17 protein-coding genes are annotated in these 16,498 nt (G+C 55.9%); 6 read left to right on the top strand and 11 right to left on the bottom strand.

Annotated elements, in window-relative coordinates:
• Nucleotides 1-51: 51 nt before the first annotated feature.
• The 7 genes from C0560_RS10550 to sad form a co-directional block, all read right to left on the bottom strand.
• Nucleotides 52-1,035, bottom strand: coding sequence for a sensor domain-containing diguanylate cyclase (locus C0560_RS10550; RefSeq protein WP_181827870.1), 984 nt, complete (start codon nt 1,033-1,035; stop codon nt 52-54).
• A 52-nt stretch (nt 1,036-1,087) separates the two neighbouring features.
• Nucleotides 1,088-2,080: a diguanylate cyclase gene (locus tag C0560_RS10545; protein WP_248860277.1), complete on the bottom strand. Its 993-nt coding sequence runs from the start codon at nt 2,078-2,080 to the stop codon at nt 1,088-1,090.
• A 180-nt stretch (nt 2,081-2,260) separates the two neighbouring features.
• Nucleotides 2,261-3,709: a diguanylate cyclase gene (locus C0560_RS10540; protein WP_123427934.1), complete on the bottom strand. Its 1,449-nt coding sequence runs from the start codon at nt 3,707-3,709 to the stop codon at nt 2,261-2,263.
• 108 nt (nt 3,710-3,817) lie between these two features.
• The gene (locus C0560_RS10535; RefSeq protein WP_100780174.1) at nt 3,818-4,180 is read right to left on the bottom strand and encodes a DUF4186 domain-containing protein; all 363 of its coding nucleotides are present in this window, start codon (nt 4,178-4,180) and stop codon (nt 3,818-3,820) included.
• Entirely contained in the window at nt 4,180-5,106 is a 927-nt protein-coding gene (glsB, locus tag C0560_RS10530; RefSeq protein WP_100780175.1) for a glutaminase B, read from the bottom strand. Before glsB ends, C0560_RS10535 begins: the two co-directional genes overlap by 1 nt.
• Before the next feature lie 63 nt (nt 5,107-5,169).
• The gene (locus C0560_RS10525) at nt 5,170-6,747 is read right to left on the bottom strand and encodes a methyl-accepting chemotaxis protein (protein ID WP_248858478.1); all 1,578 of its coding nucleotides are present in this window, start codon (nt 6,745-6,747) and stop codon (nt 5,170-5,172) included.
• Nucleotides 6,748-6,869: 122 nt separating this feature from the next.
• Complete coding sequence (gene sad, locus C0560_RS10520; RefSeq protein ID WP_248858477.1) at nt 6,870-8,258, bottom strand: succinate-semialdehyde dehydrogenase; 1,389 nt, start codon at nt 8,256-8,258, stop codon at nt 6,870-6,872.
• Between the two features lie 99 nt (nt 8,259-8,357).
• On the opposite strand from sad, the gene C0560_RS10515 reads away from it, so the two are divergent.
• Nucleotides 8,358-9,236, top strand: a complete 879-nt coding sequence (locus C0560_RS10515; RefSeq protein ID WP_248858475.1) for a LysR family transcriptional regulator — start codon at nt 8,358-8,360, stop codon at nt 9,234-9,236.
• Here C0560_RS10515 and C0560_RS10510 read toward each other — a convergent pair.
• Together C0560_RS10510 and C0560_RS10505 are read right to left on the bottom strand one after the other, a co-directional pair.
• Complete coding sequence (locus C0560_RS10510) at nt 9,190-9,672, bottom strand: GNAT family N-acetyltransferase (protein WP_123427944.1); 483 nt, start codon at nt 9,670-9,672, stop codon at nt 9,190-9,192. The two genes, C0560_RS10515 and C0560_RS10510, sit on opposite strands and share 47 nt — an antisense overlap.
• Nucleotides 9,673-9,896: 224 nt before the next feature.
• Entirely contained in the window at nt 9,897-10,691 is a 795-nt protein-coding gene (locus tag C0560_RS10505; RefSeq protein ID WP_102103710.1) for a PhzF family phenazine biosynthesis protein, read from the bottom strand.
• A gap of 173 nt (nt 10,692-10,864) precedes the next feature.
• Between C0560_RS10505 and C0560_RS10500 the strand changes: the two genes are divergently transcribed.
• On the top strand, nt 10,865-12,061 hold the full coding sequence (locus C0560_RS10500) for a sugar transporter (RefSeq protein ID WP_107703584.1): 1,197 nt from the start codon (nt 10,865-10,867) through the stop codon (nt 12,059-12,061).
• A gap of 58 nt (nt 12,062-12,119) precedes the next feature.
• On the opposite strand, the gene C0560_RS10495 is transcribed toward C0560_RS10500, so the two are convergent.
• Nucleotides 12,120-12,785, bottom strand: coding sequence for a MarC family NAAT transporter (locus C0560_RS10495; protein WP_100780182.1), 666 nt, complete (start codon nt 12,783-12,785; stop codon nt 12,120-12,122).
• Nucleotides 12,786-13,042: 257 nt separating this feature from the next.
• Here C0560_RS10495 and marR point away from each other — a divergent pair, with 257 nt between their 5' ends.
• Genes marR through marB form a run of 3 tightly spaced genes read left to right on the top strand, consistent with a single transcriptional unit; the run spans nt 13,043 to nt 14,128 of the window.
• Nucleotides 13,043-13,477 (top strand): multiple antibiotic resistance transcriptional regulator MarR, encoded by a 435-nt coding sequence (gene marR, locus C0560_RS10490; protein ID WP_100780183.1) that lies wholly within the window; start codon nt 13,043-13,045, stop codon nt 13,475-13,477.
• A 17-nt stretch (nt 13,478-13,494) separates the two neighbouring features.
• A complete protein-coding gene (marA, locus tag C0560_RS10485) occupies nt 13,495-13,878 on the top strand; it encodes an MDR efflux pump AcrAB transcriptional activator MarA (protein WP_142503360.1) in 384 nt (127 codons plus the stop codon).
• Between the two features lie 31 nt (nt 13,879-13,909).
• Nucleotides 13,910-14,128 carry a multiple antibiotic resistance protein MarB gene (gene marB / locus C0560_RS10480; RefSeq protein WP_100780185.1) on the top strand — a complete coding sequence of 73 codons (219 nt, stop codon included), beginning with the start codon at nt 13,910-13,912 and terminating at the stop codon, nt 14,126-14,128.
• A gap of 32 nt (nt 14,129-14,160) precedes the next feature.
• Here the strand turns inward: marB and eamA are convergent, their stop codons facing one another.
• A complete protein-coding gene (eamA, locus tag C0560_RS10475) occupies nt 14,161-15,060 on the bottom strand; it encodes an O-acetylserine/cysteine exporter (RefSeq protein ID WP_194512485.1) in 900 nt (299 codons plus the stop codon).
• Nucleotides 15,061-15,249: 189 nt separating this feature from the next.
• Here eamA and ydeE point away from each other — a divergent pair, with 189 nt between their 5' ends.
• Nucleotides 15,250-16,443 (top strand): efflux MFS transporter YdeE, encoded by a 1,194-nt coding sequence (gene ydeE, locus C0560_RS10470; RefSeq protein ID WP_123427951.1) that lies wholly within the window; start codon nt 15,250-15,252, stop codon nt 16,441-16,443.
• Nucleotides 16,444-16,498 lie beyond the last annotated feature (55 nt).

Raw genomic sequence — 16,498 nt, 5'->3', positions numbered from 1 at the left:
AAGAGACCGCCTCAGATTGCCTTTAACAATTATTTAACGCAAGCACGCCATTCATAGGCTTTTATTATGTCCGCTGTCTGCACTGTATCGCTGTTTCATGGCGAGGATTTTGTCGTGAGCGGTCTGTAGCCAGCGCTGCAAATCATCCTGCTGATGGTCGAATTCACAGATTCCCCAGGAGAATGTCAGGCTCCAGGGATGCAGCCCCCGCTGGTTGTATTCCGCGACCTGCTCATTGAGATACTGCATCGCAATCCAGGCCCCCTGCTCATCCGTATCGGCAAACAGAACCGCGAATTCATCGCTACCGTAACGCACCAGCAGATCCGCCTCACGGAACGAGGTGCGCATCAGCTCGGTCATGGCTTTCAGCGCCGCATCGCCTTCTGCCTGCCCGTAGCGTTCGTTGATTTGTCTGAAGCGGTCCAGATCCATCCAGGCGAGCGTCAATGGCTCTGCACGACGCCGGGCGCCGGATAAGGCAAACGCCGCTAACTGATTAAATCCACGCCGGTTAAACAGCCCCGTCAGCTCATCCGTCGTCGCCGCACAGGCGGCAGCGAACTCGTCTTCCGCCAGCGCTGCCAGGTCGCTCAGGGCGTTAAGATCGGCCGCAACAAAATCGCGGGGGACATAGTCCATCAAACACAGCGTGCCGACGATAGCGCCGTCGGGCAGACGCAGCGGATACCCGGCGTAAAAACGTACGCCAGGCTGGCCTTTTACCAGCGGATTATCGGCAAAACGGGGATCATGTCGCGGGTCAGACACCACCAGCGGTGCGTTGTTAAACAGCGTATGCCCACAGAAAGAGAGATTGCGCGGCAGAACGGCGGCCATGGCATTGTCTAAAGAGAGCGCCACCAGCGAACGTTCGTCGATCAGGTTCACCCTCGCCACCGGCACGGCAAACAGGCGTTTTGCCAGCCGGGTGATGCGATCGTAGGGTTGATGGTTGTTCGACTCCAAAAGCCTGGAATCACGCAGGGACAGCAGACGGTCTGATTCATTGGCAGGGATCGCGGGCGCTTTCATGATGTCTCCTGACACGCAGCTTTTTAATAGCTTAGCCTAAAGAAACGACTTGTCAGTGCGCAAAAATTCGATTTTTACCGCCGCGCTTAGCCTGGTAAAGCGCAGTGTCCGCCGCCTGCAGCCAGTCCGTTACGTTTGACATCTCGCGGGTCGCCCCCGCTATGCCAATACTGAGGGTGCAATTGACGGTTTCGTGCGCCACATCTTGCATAATGGCGGCGGCCTCCATGATCCGCGACGCCACCACGTGCGCCTCATCGATGCTGGTATCCGGAAGCAGGATCACAAACTCATCGCCGCCCAGCCGCGCCGGGGTGTCTGTCTGACGTGTGGCAATGTGTAAAATCTCCGAGACCGAGGCGAGCAACGCATCCCCGACTTTATGCCCGAAACGATCGTTCACTTCTTTAAAATTATCGATATCAATGAACATCAGCGCCGATTCCCGGCAGGCCTGCTGAAGTTTATTCAGCTCGTGTTCGATGCGCTTTTCCAGCAGGCGCCGGTTCGCGATATCCAGCAGCGGATCCATCATCGCGATCCGCTCCAGCTCGCGGGATTTGATCCGCAGACGAATGGCAATACTGTCCGTCAGCACGCTAAGCGCAATGATGTAGATCGCAATCAGGGGCAAGGTGGCAAACATGGTCTGTTGCGAAACGGTGATAATAATCGCCATGCCCTGCAACAGCCAGGCAGCGAGAAACACCGCCAGCATGGCTATCGCCGCGCGCTTCATCAGGGCAAAACCGCCTGCGGAGAGACGATCGGCCAGCAGGATCGTGGCAATCACCACCGAGGGCAGCGGATTCACGGCCATCATCGCGATCCAGAACCCTCCCGCCCCTGCATCAATCACCAGATTTTGATGTTCTGCGGCCAGCGGCGTAGAAGACCGACTGGCGCGCAGCCAGGCGACGGTCGGCCAGACAAACGCGTTTAGCGCCAGCAAAAGCATTAGCCACACTGAACGTTGATGTTCAGTCAGGACAGAAAGAATAGGAATAAAGCAGAGAAAGGTGCCCAGGATACGCATCAGATACATGCGTTTAACAAAACGACTCCCTGGTAAGCGATGGTTTTTACTCAGTTTATCAGTTCCGTTCATTACGCGATTTTTCCGATGTGTTATCACCGGTATCTTATTGAGCTTAAAAATACGTAGCAAGCAATTTATCAGCAAAGTGATAACATCAGGGCCGCATTCTGCCTGGGATGGATACGTTTACATCTGTTCCGTACTTTTTTGCGGTTCGACGACGCGCAGATCGTCTGGATGACGCGCACTGGTACGATTTCGCCCAGCTTTTTTCGAACGATAGAGATACTCGTCGGCTTCGGCTAACAGCTTATTAAAGACCTCCGTGAGTTGCCAGGATTCTGCTTTCGCACTCCCAAGCCCAATACTCACCGTCAAAAACAGCGTGTGCTGACCCCAGCTGAAGGGATGCGAAGCAACAGATTCTCTGATACGTTCTGCCAGCTCAACGCCCTGACGGGCATCAACGGTATTGGCCACGACCGCAAACTCTTCCCCGCCCATGCGCGCCACCAGCCCGTCCTCGCCCACCACCTGCTGAACCTGCCCGGCGAAAGAGGCCAGCACCCGGTCGCCACACTCATGACCATAGTTGTCATTAATGCTTTTGAAGTAGTCGATATCGAGCAGCATCACGGTCAGAAAACGGGGATGACGATGGGACTCCTCGTGTTTCAGCGCTTCATACAAACCTGAGCGCGAATAGACGCGCGTCAGGAAGTCATAATCGGCGCGCAATGACACCTGATGAATCAGAGAGTTAATCGCCGCCACGCTCACGGAGACCATCACCGGGCAAATTGCCATGGTCGCGATGCCCAGACGCGCAGAGAACATCATCGGCGTCGAAAGCGGCGTCGCCACGGCAATATTAATAATCGAGTTTGCCACCAGGATGATCTCCACCCCGCCAGTGACAAAGGTCAGCAGACAGGTCGCGGGAAGCGAATAACGCACCGCACACCAGATCAGCGCCGGGAGCGGAAAGGCCAGGCTGCCCGCCCCGCCGATCACCACCGAGGCCAGGACAGAGACGATCAGCGCCACCACGGGCATAAAGTGTTCTACCCGCACCGGGTTCTTGATCTCAGGGATTTTAACGGTCAACAGGCACGGCAGAATCAGCACGCCAGTCGAGAACTGCTCGCTAAACCAGTCGGCAAACAGCGGCCAGAAAGTTTGACTGTCGATTCCGACGGAACCCATCGCCCCCACCAGTGCGCATAGCAGCGCGGCGATAAGGCAAAAGTTAAACAGGCGTAAGGCATTGATCGGGTCCGGAACCGTGCGGCCCCGACGTCTGTCCCGCGTCACCAGCAGCGCCACGGTCACGATAAACACCATATTGGAGAAGTTGATCACCACCGAGGCCATCCCCCAGTTGGTGGTCACCGCGTCGTACATCAGCATCGCGACATAGGACACCGCGTAATAGTGCAGGCGGTTAAGATACGCGTAACGGGCAAATACCCCGGCCATTACGCCATTCAGCGGCCAGAACAGTGAGAGCGCTTCCACCAGACGCAGTTCCGCACCAATAAAATAGAACAGCGTGGTCAGAATAAAAATACCGACCGCATTGCGAAGCGGATTATCGGGCAGAAAAGGCTTAAAGGATGTCAAAGAAGAAGGCATCAAATATCAATCCATATAATTGCTTAGCGCAATTATTTCGCGGTCATCAGCAGAATAATAAAAGATTAGCACGTATCTATAACATACATAGCCGGCATGCATAACCCATCAAGGTTGGGCGTTCATTTGCAGCACCAGCCAGTGGTGGATGACCGTCACAATGTAACGCTGCTGATCGGCATTTAACGCCTCGCCCTGGGGAATATGGTGCCATTTAGCGAGACAACCGCGACAGCAGGTTGCCGTAGCATGCTGGGCGATAAAGACCGGATGCCCGCGCATTGGGGTCTGCTTGCCGTCGTTGACGGGCATGGCCGCCGCCAGACGACGGGCAACGAAATCCGCGGCGTGTTGATCGATAGTTTCCGCCCCTTTATCCCAGCAGTACTGCCGCTCTTTCGCGCCCAGTTTGAAGCGAGAACGAAAGGTTGATCGCCCCAGCCGGGCAAACAGATCGTCAAGGGTGTTCATCAGTAGACGGACCGCCCCAGCCGCTGGGTGAGTTGCTCCAGCACCGCCACGCCTGCCAGCGAGTTCCCGGCGTCATCCAGTTCCGGGCTCCAGACCGCAATCGCCATTTCGTGAGGGACAATGGCCACCACCCCGCCGCCAACGCCTGATTTAGCGGGCAGCCCGACGCGCCAGGCAAATTCCCCGGCGTTCTGATACATCCCGCTTGTCGCCATCAGTGCATTGACCTGACGCGCCTGCATCGGCGTGACAACTGCCTGATTATGCAGCGAGGAGAAGCCCTGGTCGGCCAGAAACAGGAAAGTACGCGCGAGTTCCACGCAGCTCATTTTCAGCGCGCAGTAGTGGAAATAGTTTTGCAGCACGGTAGCCACATCGTTGTGGAAATTACCGAAAGACTTCATCAGCCAGGCGATGGCGGCGTTTCGCGCCGAATGTTCAAACTCAGAGCGAGCAACGTTAGCATCGTAACTCAGATCCGAAACGCCGCTCAGCTGGCGCACAATCTCCAACATTCGCTGACGCGGCGCGCTAAGACGGCTCTGCAGCATGTCGCAGACCACCAGCGCACCGGCGTTGATAAAAGGATTGCGCGGTTTGCCCTGTTCGATTTCCAGCTGGAGCAGCGAGTTAAACGGCTGACCGGAAGGATCTTTCCCCACCCGCTGCCAGATCTCGTCTTCGTCATACTGACGCATCGCCGCAACCAGACTTAACACTTTGGAGATCGACTGAATCGAAAAGCGCTCGGCGGCATCGCCGGCCTGATAAAGCTCACCTTTCACGGTGCAAATGGCGATACCCAGCTTATTGCCACTGACGCACGCCAGCGCCGGAATGTAATCGGCAACCTTTCCCTGCCCGATTAATGGACGAACCTGCGCCAGAATCTCTTCCAGCATCTGATTATCGATGACCGCAGCCACATGTTGCTCCTTGCCTGGAGGCCAAAAACGGGCTGCGAGTATAACAGAGGCGAATGTGTCGCGTCAGGCGGGAAGACGAAAACGCGAAACCGCCTGCATCAGCAAATACGACTCATCGTGTAAGCGACGCGACGCCTGGGAGGCGGTGGTCACCAGTACATCCGTCTGTTGCGACACCTGATTCAGCGCCTGCAGCTGGCGCGTCATCTGATGAATACTCTCCCCCTGACTCATCGTGGCAGCAGAAATATCGTCAAGCAGACCGCTCAGATTTGCCACCAGCCCGGTCACCTGCTGCAGGTTGTTCTCAAGCTTCACCACCGCTTTCGATCCGTCTTCAATTCCCTGTAACGAGTGATTAATCAGCTCCTGAATGGTTTGCGTCGAGTGACTGCTTTTTCTCGCCAGCAATCCCACCTCACGCGCGACAACCGCAAACCCTCGCCCCTGATTGCCCGCATGGGCGGCTTCAATAGCGGCGTTCAGCGCCAGAATGTTTGTCTGAAACGCCACGCTGTCGATCATCGAGACGATCCCGCGCATCTCTGACGATCGTTCTACGATCGCCTGCATGGAGGCATTAACGGTCGACATCATGATATCGCCCCCCGCCGCCGTCTTACGTGCCTCATCCGCACGCGAGCTGGCGAGCTTCGCGTACCCGGTATTGCCCTCCACGTGGGTTTCCAGCGTGGCGATGTGCGCCGTCACGTCGCTCAGTTCCTGGGCCTGCCGCGCGGATTGCTGATACAGCTTCTGATTGCCTTCCGCCAGTTCGCCGATGTTTTCTACCATTGCGGTTGTGGCTTCACTCACCTGCGTCACCAGCTGCTGTAATCCGCGCTGCATGGTGCTAATACTGGCGCTCAACTGCCCGATTTCGCGGTTAAAACTGTTTACAGCTGGTGCGGCACCTGAGAGATCTCCGGCAGCGAGCTGGTTAATATGAGCGATAAGCCTGCGCAGCGGGGCAATCACCCAGCGCGACATCCCAAACCACACCGCCACCGCAATCAGCAGCAGGACCACTGGCGCCAGCAGGAACAGCGAGTGCAAATCGGCGAGGCGATCCATCAGCGACTGGCGCCCTTCTCCTGCTCGTTGCTCGCTCAGCTGCTGATAGCGCGCGTAGTTATCATTAAAGTCGGTCTGAAACGCCTGGGCGGGGACGGCAAAAAAGGCGTCAATGGAGTGGGTCTTTACCAGCCCTTCCGCCTGCTCATTGATGGCGCCGTAGAATAACTGATAGCTATTAATCAGCGCCTCGTCTTTGGGCGGATTCAGCGCCAGCCAGCCCTTCCAGGCCTCCTGGGAAGCATTAAGCGCCTTTTGCGCTTCATCCATCAGGCTGTTCCAGCTCCCTTCAGAGCCGGTCTCTTTATCCTGCATAAAATAGACGCCCGAGCGATTGAGCAGATCGCTTGCCGCCAGCAGGGAGACACGCGCCAGATCCAGTTTGCTTTGCTGCTGTTGCGCCAGCTGATTTTGTTGTTCATTGCGCTGGGCATCACGAAGCGAGGCGGTCAGGAGAATTGACGATGAGAGCTGCAGGGCGGAGAAAAGCCCGATAATACAAAAGATGCCCGCCAGCAGACCAAACTGACGCTTCGCAATACGGCTAAAAATTTGCGTTAGGTTCATAATATTCTTCTGTAACAGTACGTTAGACGCGTGGGAGTCTACGAAACGCAAATGACAGAACCATGACACAAAAATGACAAAGGCCTTCGCGGTGAAGGCCTTTTAAGCAAGTTTAACAAGACCTACACGCGGTCTTTCCATACGGTCTGGATATTGCAGAACTCATGCAATCCGAAGTGAGATAACTCACGACCAAAGCCGCTCTTCTTCACGCCGCCAAAGGCCACGCGCGCATCGCTGGCGCTGAAGCCATTAATGAACACCCCGCCACACTCCAGCTGGCGAGCAAACGCCTCGGCACGTTGCGCATCGGCGGTAAACACGGTCGCCGACAGACCAAAATCACTGTCGTTTGCAAGCATCAGGGCATGTTCCGCGTCTTTCGCCACGGTGATCGCGGCGACCGGCCCGAACAGCTCCTGACGAAACGCGGTCATCTCTGGGGTGACGTTGCCTAATACGGTCGCCGGATAGTAATTCCCCGCACCGGCCACTTTCTCTCCGCCGAGTAGAAGCGTTGCGCCCTCGTTAAGCGTCGCCTGCACCTGCTGATGCAGTTCATCACGCAGATCGAACCGCGCCATCGGCCCCAGATAGTTCTCTTCGTTATCGGGCGCGCCCATTTTCAGTGCCGCAGCGGCCGCAACAAAGCGTTCGGTAAACTGCTCAGCGATACCCTCTTCGACAATAAAGCGTTTAGCGGCCGCGCACACCTGTCCGGTATTCTGATAGCGCCCGGCGACGGCCGCTTTCACGGCCAGATCCAGATCCGCATCGTTCAGCACAATAAAGGGATCGGACCCACCCAGCTCCAGCACGCATTTTTTGAGAGCCGCAGCCGCCTGGGCGCCAATCGCCGCCCCGGCACGTACGCTCCCGGTGACGGTAATCGCAGCGATGCGACGATCGTTAATCGCCTGGCTGACGCCGTCGTTCGTGGCGTTGACCCAGCCAAACACCCCTGGCGCAAAACCGGCATCCGCGAACATCTCGCCGATAAGCGTCGCCGACCCCAGAACGTTCGGCGCGTGTTTAAGCAGATAGCTGTTACCGGCGAGCAGAATCGGTACCGCCCCGCGCAGCACCTGCCACAGCGGGAAGTTCCACGGCATCACTGCCAGCACCGGTCCCAGCGGGCGATACTCGATCACCGCTTTTTGATTTTCAACCTGCGTCGGTTCCGCAGCCAGCATCGCCGGGCCGTGCTCGGCGTACCAGTCGCACAGACCGGCAGATTTCGTCACTTCGGCGCGTGCCTGCAAAATAGGTTTACCCATCTCACGGGACATCATTTGCGCCATCTCTTCTGCGCGCGCCCGCAGTGCGGTAGCAAGATCGCGCAGTTTCTGCGCCCGGTGAGTAACGCTTTCATTGCGCCACTGACAGAAACCGCGATCCGCCCGCGCGATTGCCTGATCTACCTCGGCGGCGGTGGCCCACGGATAGGTCGCGAGGGTTTCGCCGTTAGCCGGATTAACTGACAGCGCATGGGTAGCCGGTGAATGAGTCATAGTCTTCTCCACGTAATAAGGGTTGATTGATTGTGGCTCACTCTGCTATTTCTTAAAAATGAATAATACTGACTCACTTATTCACGAAAAGAGAATGCTATGGATTTAACTCAGCTCGAAATGTTTAACGCCGTCGCCCAGACCGGGAGCATCACCCAGGCGGCGCAAAAGGTGCATCGTGTGCCGTCCAACCTGACCACCCGAATCCGACAGCTGGAGGCGGATCTTGGCGTTGAGCTGTTTATCCGTGAAAACCAGCGTTTGCGCCTCTCACCCGCCGGGCATAACTTTCTGCGCTACAGCAAGCAGATCCTCGCCCTGGTCGATGAGGCGCGGATGGTGGTCGCCGGGGATGAGCCGCAGGGGCTGTTCGCTCTGGGGGCGCTGGAGAGCACCGCCGCGGTGCGCATTCCTGAATCCCTGGCGCAGTTTAACCAGCGCTATCCGCGCATCCAGTTCGCCCTGTCCACCGGACCTTCCGGCACGATGATTGATGGCGTGCTGGAGGGCACGTTGAGCGCAGCGTTTGTCGACGGGCCGCTCTCGCATCCGGAGCTGGACGGGATGTCGGTCTATCAGGAAGAGATGATGCTGGTCGCCGCCGCCGGGCATGAAAAGGTGTCGCGCGCCACGCAGGTAAGCGGTCGGGACGTGTATGCGTTTCGCGCTAATTGCTCCTATAGACGGCATCTGGAGAGCTGGTTTCACGCAGACCGCGCCACGCCGGGGCGGATCCATGAGATGGAGTCGTACCACGGTATGCTGGCCTGTGTGATTGCGGGCGCAGGTATTGCGCTGATGCCCCGCTCGATGCTGGAGAGCATGCCGGGGCATCTTCAGGTGGAGGCGTGGCCGCTGGCAGAAAACTGGCGCTGGCTCACGACCTGGCTGGTGTGGCGACGCGGCGCAATGACGCGTCAGCTTGAAGCGTTTATAGCACTGCTAAACGAACGTCAGCCACCAGCACCTTCTCCATAAACAGGCTCAGCGGATCTTCGTCGTAGGGCGGAAACGCCGGGCGCGCCTGATAACCGCAGCGCTCATACAGCTGGATAGCCGCGTGCTGCTTGATACCGGTTTCGAGGCGCAACGTGTGGCAGTGGCGGCTCAGGGCTTCGTCTTCCAGTGCCGCCAGCAGTTTTTCCCCAAGCCTTTGTCCGCGATGGGTGGGATCGATATACACCCGTTTCATCTCCCCGCTGCCGTCGCCGTTGAGCACGATCGCCCCGCAGCCCACGGCATTCAGCTGGTTATCACGGATCACCATCATTAAAAGCGACCCCGCCGCCAGCTGGGTGAGATCGACCAGATGGTTGCTTTCCGCCGGGTAAAGCTCAGTTTGATAGCTGTCCAGGGCGGCGATCAGCGCCACAATATCCGGATGAGAGGCAGATTCAGAGGTAATGGAATACATGGCAGGCTCCTTTTGTTGTTTGTTATCAACATAGCTGCCACCTCGGTTCAGGTGTTCATACTTTTAACTTATCTCTGCACCTCGTTTGAGGATTGCCTGATAAAGGGTGCCAAAAATGCGGGACACTGTAATTATATACAGTCATTATATTTAAACCGCGATAACCTCTCCCCCTACTGGCAGCATGCCCGCAGGCTGCGGGCATGTAGACGGATAGGCGAACCCTATTGGCGCAGGAAGATTTTTCCTTTGAGATACAGCGTGGCTTGCCCGCCAATCAGCACCCGGTCGCCCTGTAGCTCACAGCGCAGATCCCCGCCTCTGGCCGACACCTGGCGCGCCTGCATCTGCGTTTTGCCGAGCTTTTCGCTCCAGTAGGGAATCAGCATACTGTGGGTGGAGCCTGTCACCGGATCTTCTGGCACGCCTTCGCCTGGGCAGAAGAAGCGGCTGACGAAATCCGCTTCGTCACCGGGGGCCGTAATACAGACCATTTTGTCGAGCGGGATCATGGATGAGATATCCGGGCTGATGGACTCAACCTGCTGCTGGTTTTCCAGCACCACCATATAGTCTCGCGCCACGCGAACCTCTTTCGCGCTGGTGATCCCAAGGGAGTAAAACAGCAGCGCCGGAGGATTATCGACGGACTCACTCGCCCACGCCGGGAAGTTGAGCGTCAGCCAGTCGCCGTTGCGCTTCACGGTCAGTTTGCCGACAAAACGGGTAGTGAAGGTAATTTCCGTATGCGGATAGTCGAGATATTCGAAGATCACATGCGACGCCGCCAGCGTGGCATGCCCGCACAGGTCAATCTCATCAAGTGTCGTAAACCAGCGCAGCTCAAAACCTTCGTCCGTACGTACGAAGAACGCCGTCTCCGACTGATTATGTTGCTTCGCCATGCTGAGCAACGTCTCGTCCGGAAGCCACTCCTCCAGCGGACACACTGCGGCGGCGTTGCCACCAAAGGCTTTATCGCTGAAGGCATCCACCAGATAAAAATCAATTTCTTGCATCGTCGTACCGCCTGTTTTTATTGTGCTGTTCTTTATATTCAAGGAAAACAACGTCCTTCGCTACAGGACGAATAAGCAAAATATTGAGATCTGCATCACATAATGATTGTCTTTTAGCCAGTTAAGGCTTTAAGATCGCCCTCTCATCTTTTCAGCAACGAACCCCAAATCTTATGCCTTCGAACACAGTTTCACGCAAGGTCGCGTGGCTACGTGTGGTCACGCTTGCCATTGCCGCGTTTATATTCAATACCACGGAATTTGTTCCCGTGGGTCTGCTTTCCGATATCGCTCAAAGTTTCCAGATGGAAACTGCGCAGGTCGGGATCATGCTGACCATCTACGCGTGGGTGGTAGCGCTGATGTCCCTGCCGTTTATGCTGCTGACCAGCCAGATGGAGCGACGCAAGCTGTTGATTGGCCTGTTTGTGCTGTTTATCGCCAGCCATGTGCTGTCGTTCCTCGCCTGGAACTTTACCGTGCTGGTGATAAGCCGCATCGGTATTGCGTTCGCTCACGCCATTTTCTGGTCGATTACCGCCTCGCTGGCCATTCGACTGGCACCTGCAGGTAAACGCGCGCAGGCGCTGAGCCTGCTGGCGACCGGCACCGCGCTGGCGATGGTGCTCGGCCTGCCTATCGGGCGCATCGTCGGGCAGTATTTCGGCTGGAGAACCACCTTCTTTGCCATCGGTATGGGCGCATTAATCACCCTGCTGTGCCTGATCAAACTCCTGCCGAAATTACCGAGTGAACACTCTGGCTCGCTTAAAAGCCTGCCGGTGCTGTTCCGCCGCCCGGCGCTGATGAGTATTTATCTGCTGACGGTCATTGTCGTTACCGCCCACTACACGGCCTACAGCTATATTGAACCTTTTGTGCAGGTTGTCGCGGGCTTTAGCGCTAATTTTGCAACGGTCTTGCTGCTGCTTCTCGGTGGGGCTGGCATTATCGGCAGTATCCTGTTTGGTAAACTGGGCAATCAGCACGCGTCGCTACTGGTGAGCGGCGCTATCGGTGCCCTGATGCTGTGTCTGGTGTTGCTGATGCCGGCGGCAGGCAGCGAAACAAATCTGGCGATACTGAGTATTTGCTGGGGCGTGGCGATGATGATTATCGGCCTCGGTATGCAGGTTAAAGTCCTGGCGCTGGCACCGGATGCCACCGATGTAGCGATGTCGCTCTTCTCCGGGATCTTCAATTTAGGCATCGGCGCGGGTGCGCTGGTGGGAAATCAGATCAGCCTGCATTTTTCTATGTCAGCGATTGGCTATCTGGGGGCGATTCCGGCGCTGGCAGCGTTGATCTGGTCGATTCTGATCTTCCGCAAATGGCCGGTGGCGCTAGAAGAGCAGACACATCATGGGTGATGTCTGCCGAAAAAAGTAGCAATTGCCCGGGCCTACAGATTGTGTAGGCCCGGCTGTTTTAGTGGTAGGTCTTAATAATTTCCAGTACGCCGTTAATAATAAACTGCACACCCATACAGACCAGCAGGAAGCCCATCAGACGGGAAATCGCCTCGATACCGCCTTTACCCACCCAACGCATGATCGCGCCGGAACTGCGCAAACATCCCCACAAAATGACGCCGATAATGGCAAAGATCAGCGGTGGCGCCACCATGACGACCCACGCGGAGAAGGTTGTGCCATCACGTACCGTTGACGCGGAGCTGATGATCATCGCTATCGTCCCTGGCCCTGCCGTGCTTGGCATGGCGAGCGGTACAAATGCGATATTAGCGGAAGGCTCAGACTCCATCTCTTCCGATTTGCTTTTCGCTTCCGGCGATTCATGGGCTTTGTGCGCCGGGAACAGCATGCGGAAACCGATAAAGGCGACGATTAAGCCCCCTGCAATTCGTAACCCGGGAATCGAAATTCCGAAGGTATTCATCACCACCTGTCCGGCGTAATAGGCCACCATCATAATGATGAAAACATACACCGACGCCATCAACGACTGGTGGTTACGTTCGGCACTGTTCATGTTGCCCGCCAGCCCTAAAAACAACGCCACGGTTGTTAACGGGTTCGCCAGCGGCAACAGCACCACCAGCCCAAGTCCTATTGCCTGAATTAATTCCACCATAGTGCGTCGTCGTCCTTATCCATAATCAACACTGACAGTATACGGTGAAATGGCCTGACACAGCCACGCAGACAACGTAAGCAGTGTTTTCCGCTGAATTACGATAACCCTGCGTTATGTTTATGATTTAAAAGGACTCAAAAAAAGTTCATGAAACGTTTTAGCAAATCGTGGCATCGGCGGATACATTCGGTTGACTTATACTTGCCTGAGCAATAATATCTGCCGTGATTAAACTACTTGCCAGGGCAACCATTGTGAAAAGCACCAGTGATCTCTTTAACGAAATTATTCCACTGGGCCGTCTTATTCATATGGTGAACCAGAAAAAAGATCGCCTGCTCAACGACTATCTGTCTCCGATGGACATCACTGCGACCCAGTTCAAAGTGCTGTGCTCCATTCGCTGCGAAGTGTGCATCACCCCGGTTGAGCTGAAAAAGGTGCTCTCTGTCGACCTTGGCGCGCTCACGCGCATGCTCGATCGTCTTGTCTGCAAAGGATGGATTGAAAGGCGACCTAACCCCAATGACAAGCGCGGCGTACTGGTGCAGCTCACCAGCGATGGTGCGGCCATGTGCGAACGCTGTCATGAGTTAGTAGGACAAACACTGCACCAGGAACTAACAAAAAACTTAACGGCGGATGAAGTGGTCACTCTTGAGCATTTGCTGAAGAAAATCCTGCCGTAAACAGAAGAGGTATGACGATGTCCAGACGCAATAATGACGCCATCACTATTCATAGCATTTTGGACTGGATCGAAGATAACCTGGAATCGCCGCTCTCACTTGAGAAGGTGTCTGAGCGTTCAGGTTACTCAAAATGGCACCTGCAACGGATGTTCAAAAAAGAGACCGGTCATTCTTTAGGGCAATACATCCGCAGCCGTAAGCTGACGGAAATTGCGCAGAAACTGAAAGAGAGCAACGAGCCGATTCTGTATCTGGCTGAGCGTTATGGGTTTGAATCGCAACAAACCCTGACCCGCACGTTCAAGAACTATTTCGACGTGCCGCCGCACAAGTACCGAATCACCAGTATGCCCGGCGAATCCCGCTATCTGCATCCGCTAACACATTGTAATTGCTAATCGCCTGTAATAAGACGTAACCGAGGAAATCATGAAACGTATCGCCTCCGCCGCTCTCACCTTACTGGTGCTGGTCTCCGGCCAGACTTTTGCGGAGCAAACCACTCACGCTAATCAGCAGAACAGCCGCACCACGATGGTTCTGCCTACCGCACACGATCAATCACCGTTTGATTTCAATCATATGGGTGCGGGTAGCGACAAATCCGACGAATTAGGCGTGCCGTATTACAATCAGCACGACCTCTGATTCGTTTTTGCCCCGCGTTTGCGGGGCTTTTTTCATCCCCTGATGCGCGTCGCCCGACGCAGCCGCAATCCAAAGACATTGATGTACAACCCGGCCATGATCAGCACCGCGCCGATCAGTTGCAGCATCGTCAGTTTTTCGCCCAGCAGAATTGCCGCACTCGCCAGCCCGACCACCGGCACCAGCAGCGACAACGGCGCCACGCGCCAGGTTTCATAACGCCCGAGCAGCGTACCCCAGATGCCATACCCGACAATCGTCGCGACGAAGGCCAGATACACCAGCGACAAAATGGTGGTGAGGTCGATCTCAATCAGGCTTTTCAGCATCAGCGCCGGGCCGTCAAACATCAGCGACGCCACCATAAACGGAATGACCGGGATCAGCGCGCTCCAGACCACCAGCGACATCACCGCCGGGCGCGCCTCGTGCTGCATAATGAGCTTGTTGAAGATATTTCCGCACGCCCAGCTCAGCCCTGCGGCCAGTGTGAGCATAAAGCCCAGCATCGCCACGTGCTGACCGTTCAGACTCGCTTCGGCGAGCACCAGCACGCCAAATACCGCAAGCGTAATCCCCGCCAGCTGTTTGCCCTGTAAACGCTCACCAAAGACAAACGCGCCAAGAATGATGGTGAAGAAAGCCTGCGCCTGTAACACCAGCGACGCCAGCCCGGCTGGCATCCCAAATTTGATGGCGCAGAACAGAAAGGCAAACTGACCAAAGCTGATGGTCAGGCCGTAGCCGAGCAGCAGACGAAACGGGATCTTTGGACGGGCGACAAAAAACAGCGCCGGGAAGGCCACCAGTAAAAAGCGCAAACCGGCGAGCATCAGCGGAGGCATATTGTGCAGCCCCACTTTAATCACCACAAAATTCAGTCCCCATACCACGACCACCAGCAACGCCAGCAGTCCGTCTTTGCGCGTCATACCCTGCCCCTGATTTATTAAATTTTTGTAAACAGATTCAAGGTAACGAAAAAAGCGAGTGAGGAAAAGATCATTAATTCTGGCAGTCAGACAAAGCGCTTACGGAAAAATTGGGTGGTATACAACTCCCCTTATGGCGTGATAATCATTGAGACATAAAAAAAGCATAAGCATATGTCGGGCAGGAAAATGAAATCATCACTCAGGCGCTCAACCGCAGCGTTGTTGGCATCGTCATTACTGTTAACCATCGGTCGGGGGGCCACGCTGCCCTTTATGACCATCTACCTCACGCGCGTTTACCAGATGAGCGTGGCGAATATCGGCTATGCCCTGACCATTGCCCTGACCATTGGCGTGGTGTTCAGCATGGGGTTTGGCATCCTGGCGGATAAGTTCGATAAAAAGCGCTACATGCTGCTGTCGATTCTGGCGTTTATCGCCGGTTTCGTGGCCATTCCGCTGGTGAATAATGTCACCCTGGTGGTGCTGTTCTTCGCGGTGATTAACTGCGCGTACTCTGTGTTCTCAACCGTACTCAAAGCCTGGTTTGCAGATGTACTGACGCCTGGCGAGAAAGCGCGCGTCTTCTCTCTCAACTACAGTTTTCTGAATATCGGCTGGACGGTCGGGCCGCCGATTGGCACGCTGCTGGTGATGTACAGCCTGCAGTTGCCGTTCTGGCTGGCGGCCTTCTGCGCCGCGCTGCCGCTGGTGTTTATTCAGGTGTATGTGCAAAAGAGCATTGCGGCAGACAGTGACAACGTCACCGTTCCGTGGCAACCCTCGGTGCTGCTTCGCGACCGGGCGCTGTTCTGGTATACGCTCTCTGGTCTGCTGGCCTCTTACGTCGGTGGCTCATTCGCCAGCTGTATCTCCCAGTATGTACTGGCGGCGGATTACACCAGTGAATTCGCAGAAAAAGTGGTCGCCGTGGTGCTGCCTGCCAACGCCGCGATGGTGGTCTCTCTGCAATATTTTATCGGCCGCAGGCTGAAGGCCAGCAACATTCGTCCGCTGATGGCGCTCGGGACACTCTTCTTCCTGCTCGGGCTGGGCGGGTTTATGCTCTCGGGCACCAATTTGATCTACTGGGGAATTGCCTCGGCGGTGTTTACCATCGGCGAGATTATCTATGCACCGGGTGAATATCTGCTGATCGATAACATCGCGCCGCCGGGGATGAAAGCGAGCTACTTCTCGGCGCAGGCGCTGGGCTGGCTGGGCGCGGCGGCGAACCCGATGATTACCGGGCTTATTCTGACCCACCTGCCGCACTGGTCGCTGTTTGTGATTATGATGGTTGCGATTGTGGTGGCCTGGCTGATGATCCTGCGCGGGATGAGCGTGAAGCCCTGGGCTGAGCGAGTGGAAACGGCGTAGCGTGTTGCCGGGCTGCGTTTTGCGTGCCCGGCGTTTAACAGCATGTCTTGCAGGA

The sequence above is a fragment of the Lelliottia sp. AC1 genome, from assembly GCF_023278595.1.
GTDB lineage: Bacteria > Pseudomonadota > Gammaproteobacteria > Enterobacterales > Enterobacteriaceae > Enterobacter > Enterobacter nimipressuralis.
This window is presented reverse-complemented; position numbering and strand designations above follow the sequence as displayed.

Bases quoted from the DNA above. Each gene is read 5' to 3' on its own strand.
- C0560_RS10510 (WP_123427944.1), bottom strand. From the start codon at position 9,672: ATGTATTCCATTACCTCTGAATCTGCCTCTCATCCGGATATTGTGGCG.
- eamA (WP_194512485.1), bottom strand. From the start codon at position 15,060: ATGACGCGCAAAGACGGACTGCTGGCGTTGCTGGTGGTCGTGGTATGG.
- marA (WP_142503360.1), top strand. From the start codon at position 13,495: ATGTCCAGACGCAATAATGACGCCATCACTATTCATAGCATTTTGGAC.
- C0560_RS10500 (WP_107703584.1), top strand. From the start codon at position 10,865: ATGCCTTCGAACACAGTTTCACGCAAGGTCGCGTGGCTACGTGTGGTC.
- C0560_RS10545 (WP_248860277.1), bottom strand. From the start codon at position 2,080: ATGTATCTGATGCGTATCCTGGGCACCTTTCTCTGCTTTATTCCTATT.
- C0560_RS10550 (WP_181827870.1), bottom strand. From the start codon at position 1,035: ATGAAAGCGCCCGCGATCCCTGCCAATGAATCAGACCGTCTGCTGTCC.
- C0560_RS10525 (WP_248858478.1), bottom strand. From the start codon at position 6,747: ATGAACCTAACGCAAATTTTTAGCCGTATTGCGAAGCGTCAGTTTGGT.
- ydeE (WP_123427951.1), top strand. From the start codon at position 15,250: ATGAAATCATCACTCAGGCGCTCAACCGCAGCGTTGTTGGCATCGTCA.
- marB (WP_100780185.1), top strand. From the start codon at position 13,910: ATGAAACGTATCGCCTCCGCCGCTCTCACCTTACTGGTGCTGGTCTCC.
- C0560_RS10495 (WP_100780182.1), bottom strand. From the start codon at position 12,785: ATGGTGGAATTAATTCAGGCAATAGGACTTGGGCTGGTGGTGCTGTTG.
- sad (WP_248858477.1), bottom strand. From the start codon at position 8,258: ATGACTCATTCACCGGCTACCCATGCGCTGTCAGTTAATCCGGCTAAC.
- C0560_RS10505 (WP_102103710.1), bottom strand. From the start codon at position 10,691: ATGCAAGAAATTGATTTTTATCTGGTGGATGCCTTCAGCGATAAAGCC.
- C0560_RS10540 (WP_123427934.1), bottom strand. From the start codon at position 3,709: ATGCCTTCTTCTTTGACATCCTTTAAGCCTTTTCTGCCCGATAATCCG.
- C0560_RS10515 (WP_248858475.1), top strand. From the start codon at position 8,358: ATGGATTTAACTCAGCTCGAAATGTTTAACGCCGTCGCCCAGACCGGG.
- C0560_RS10535 (WP_100780174.1), bottom strand. From the start codon at position 4,180: ATGAACACCCTTGACGATCTGTTTGCCCGGCTGGGGCGATCAACCTTT.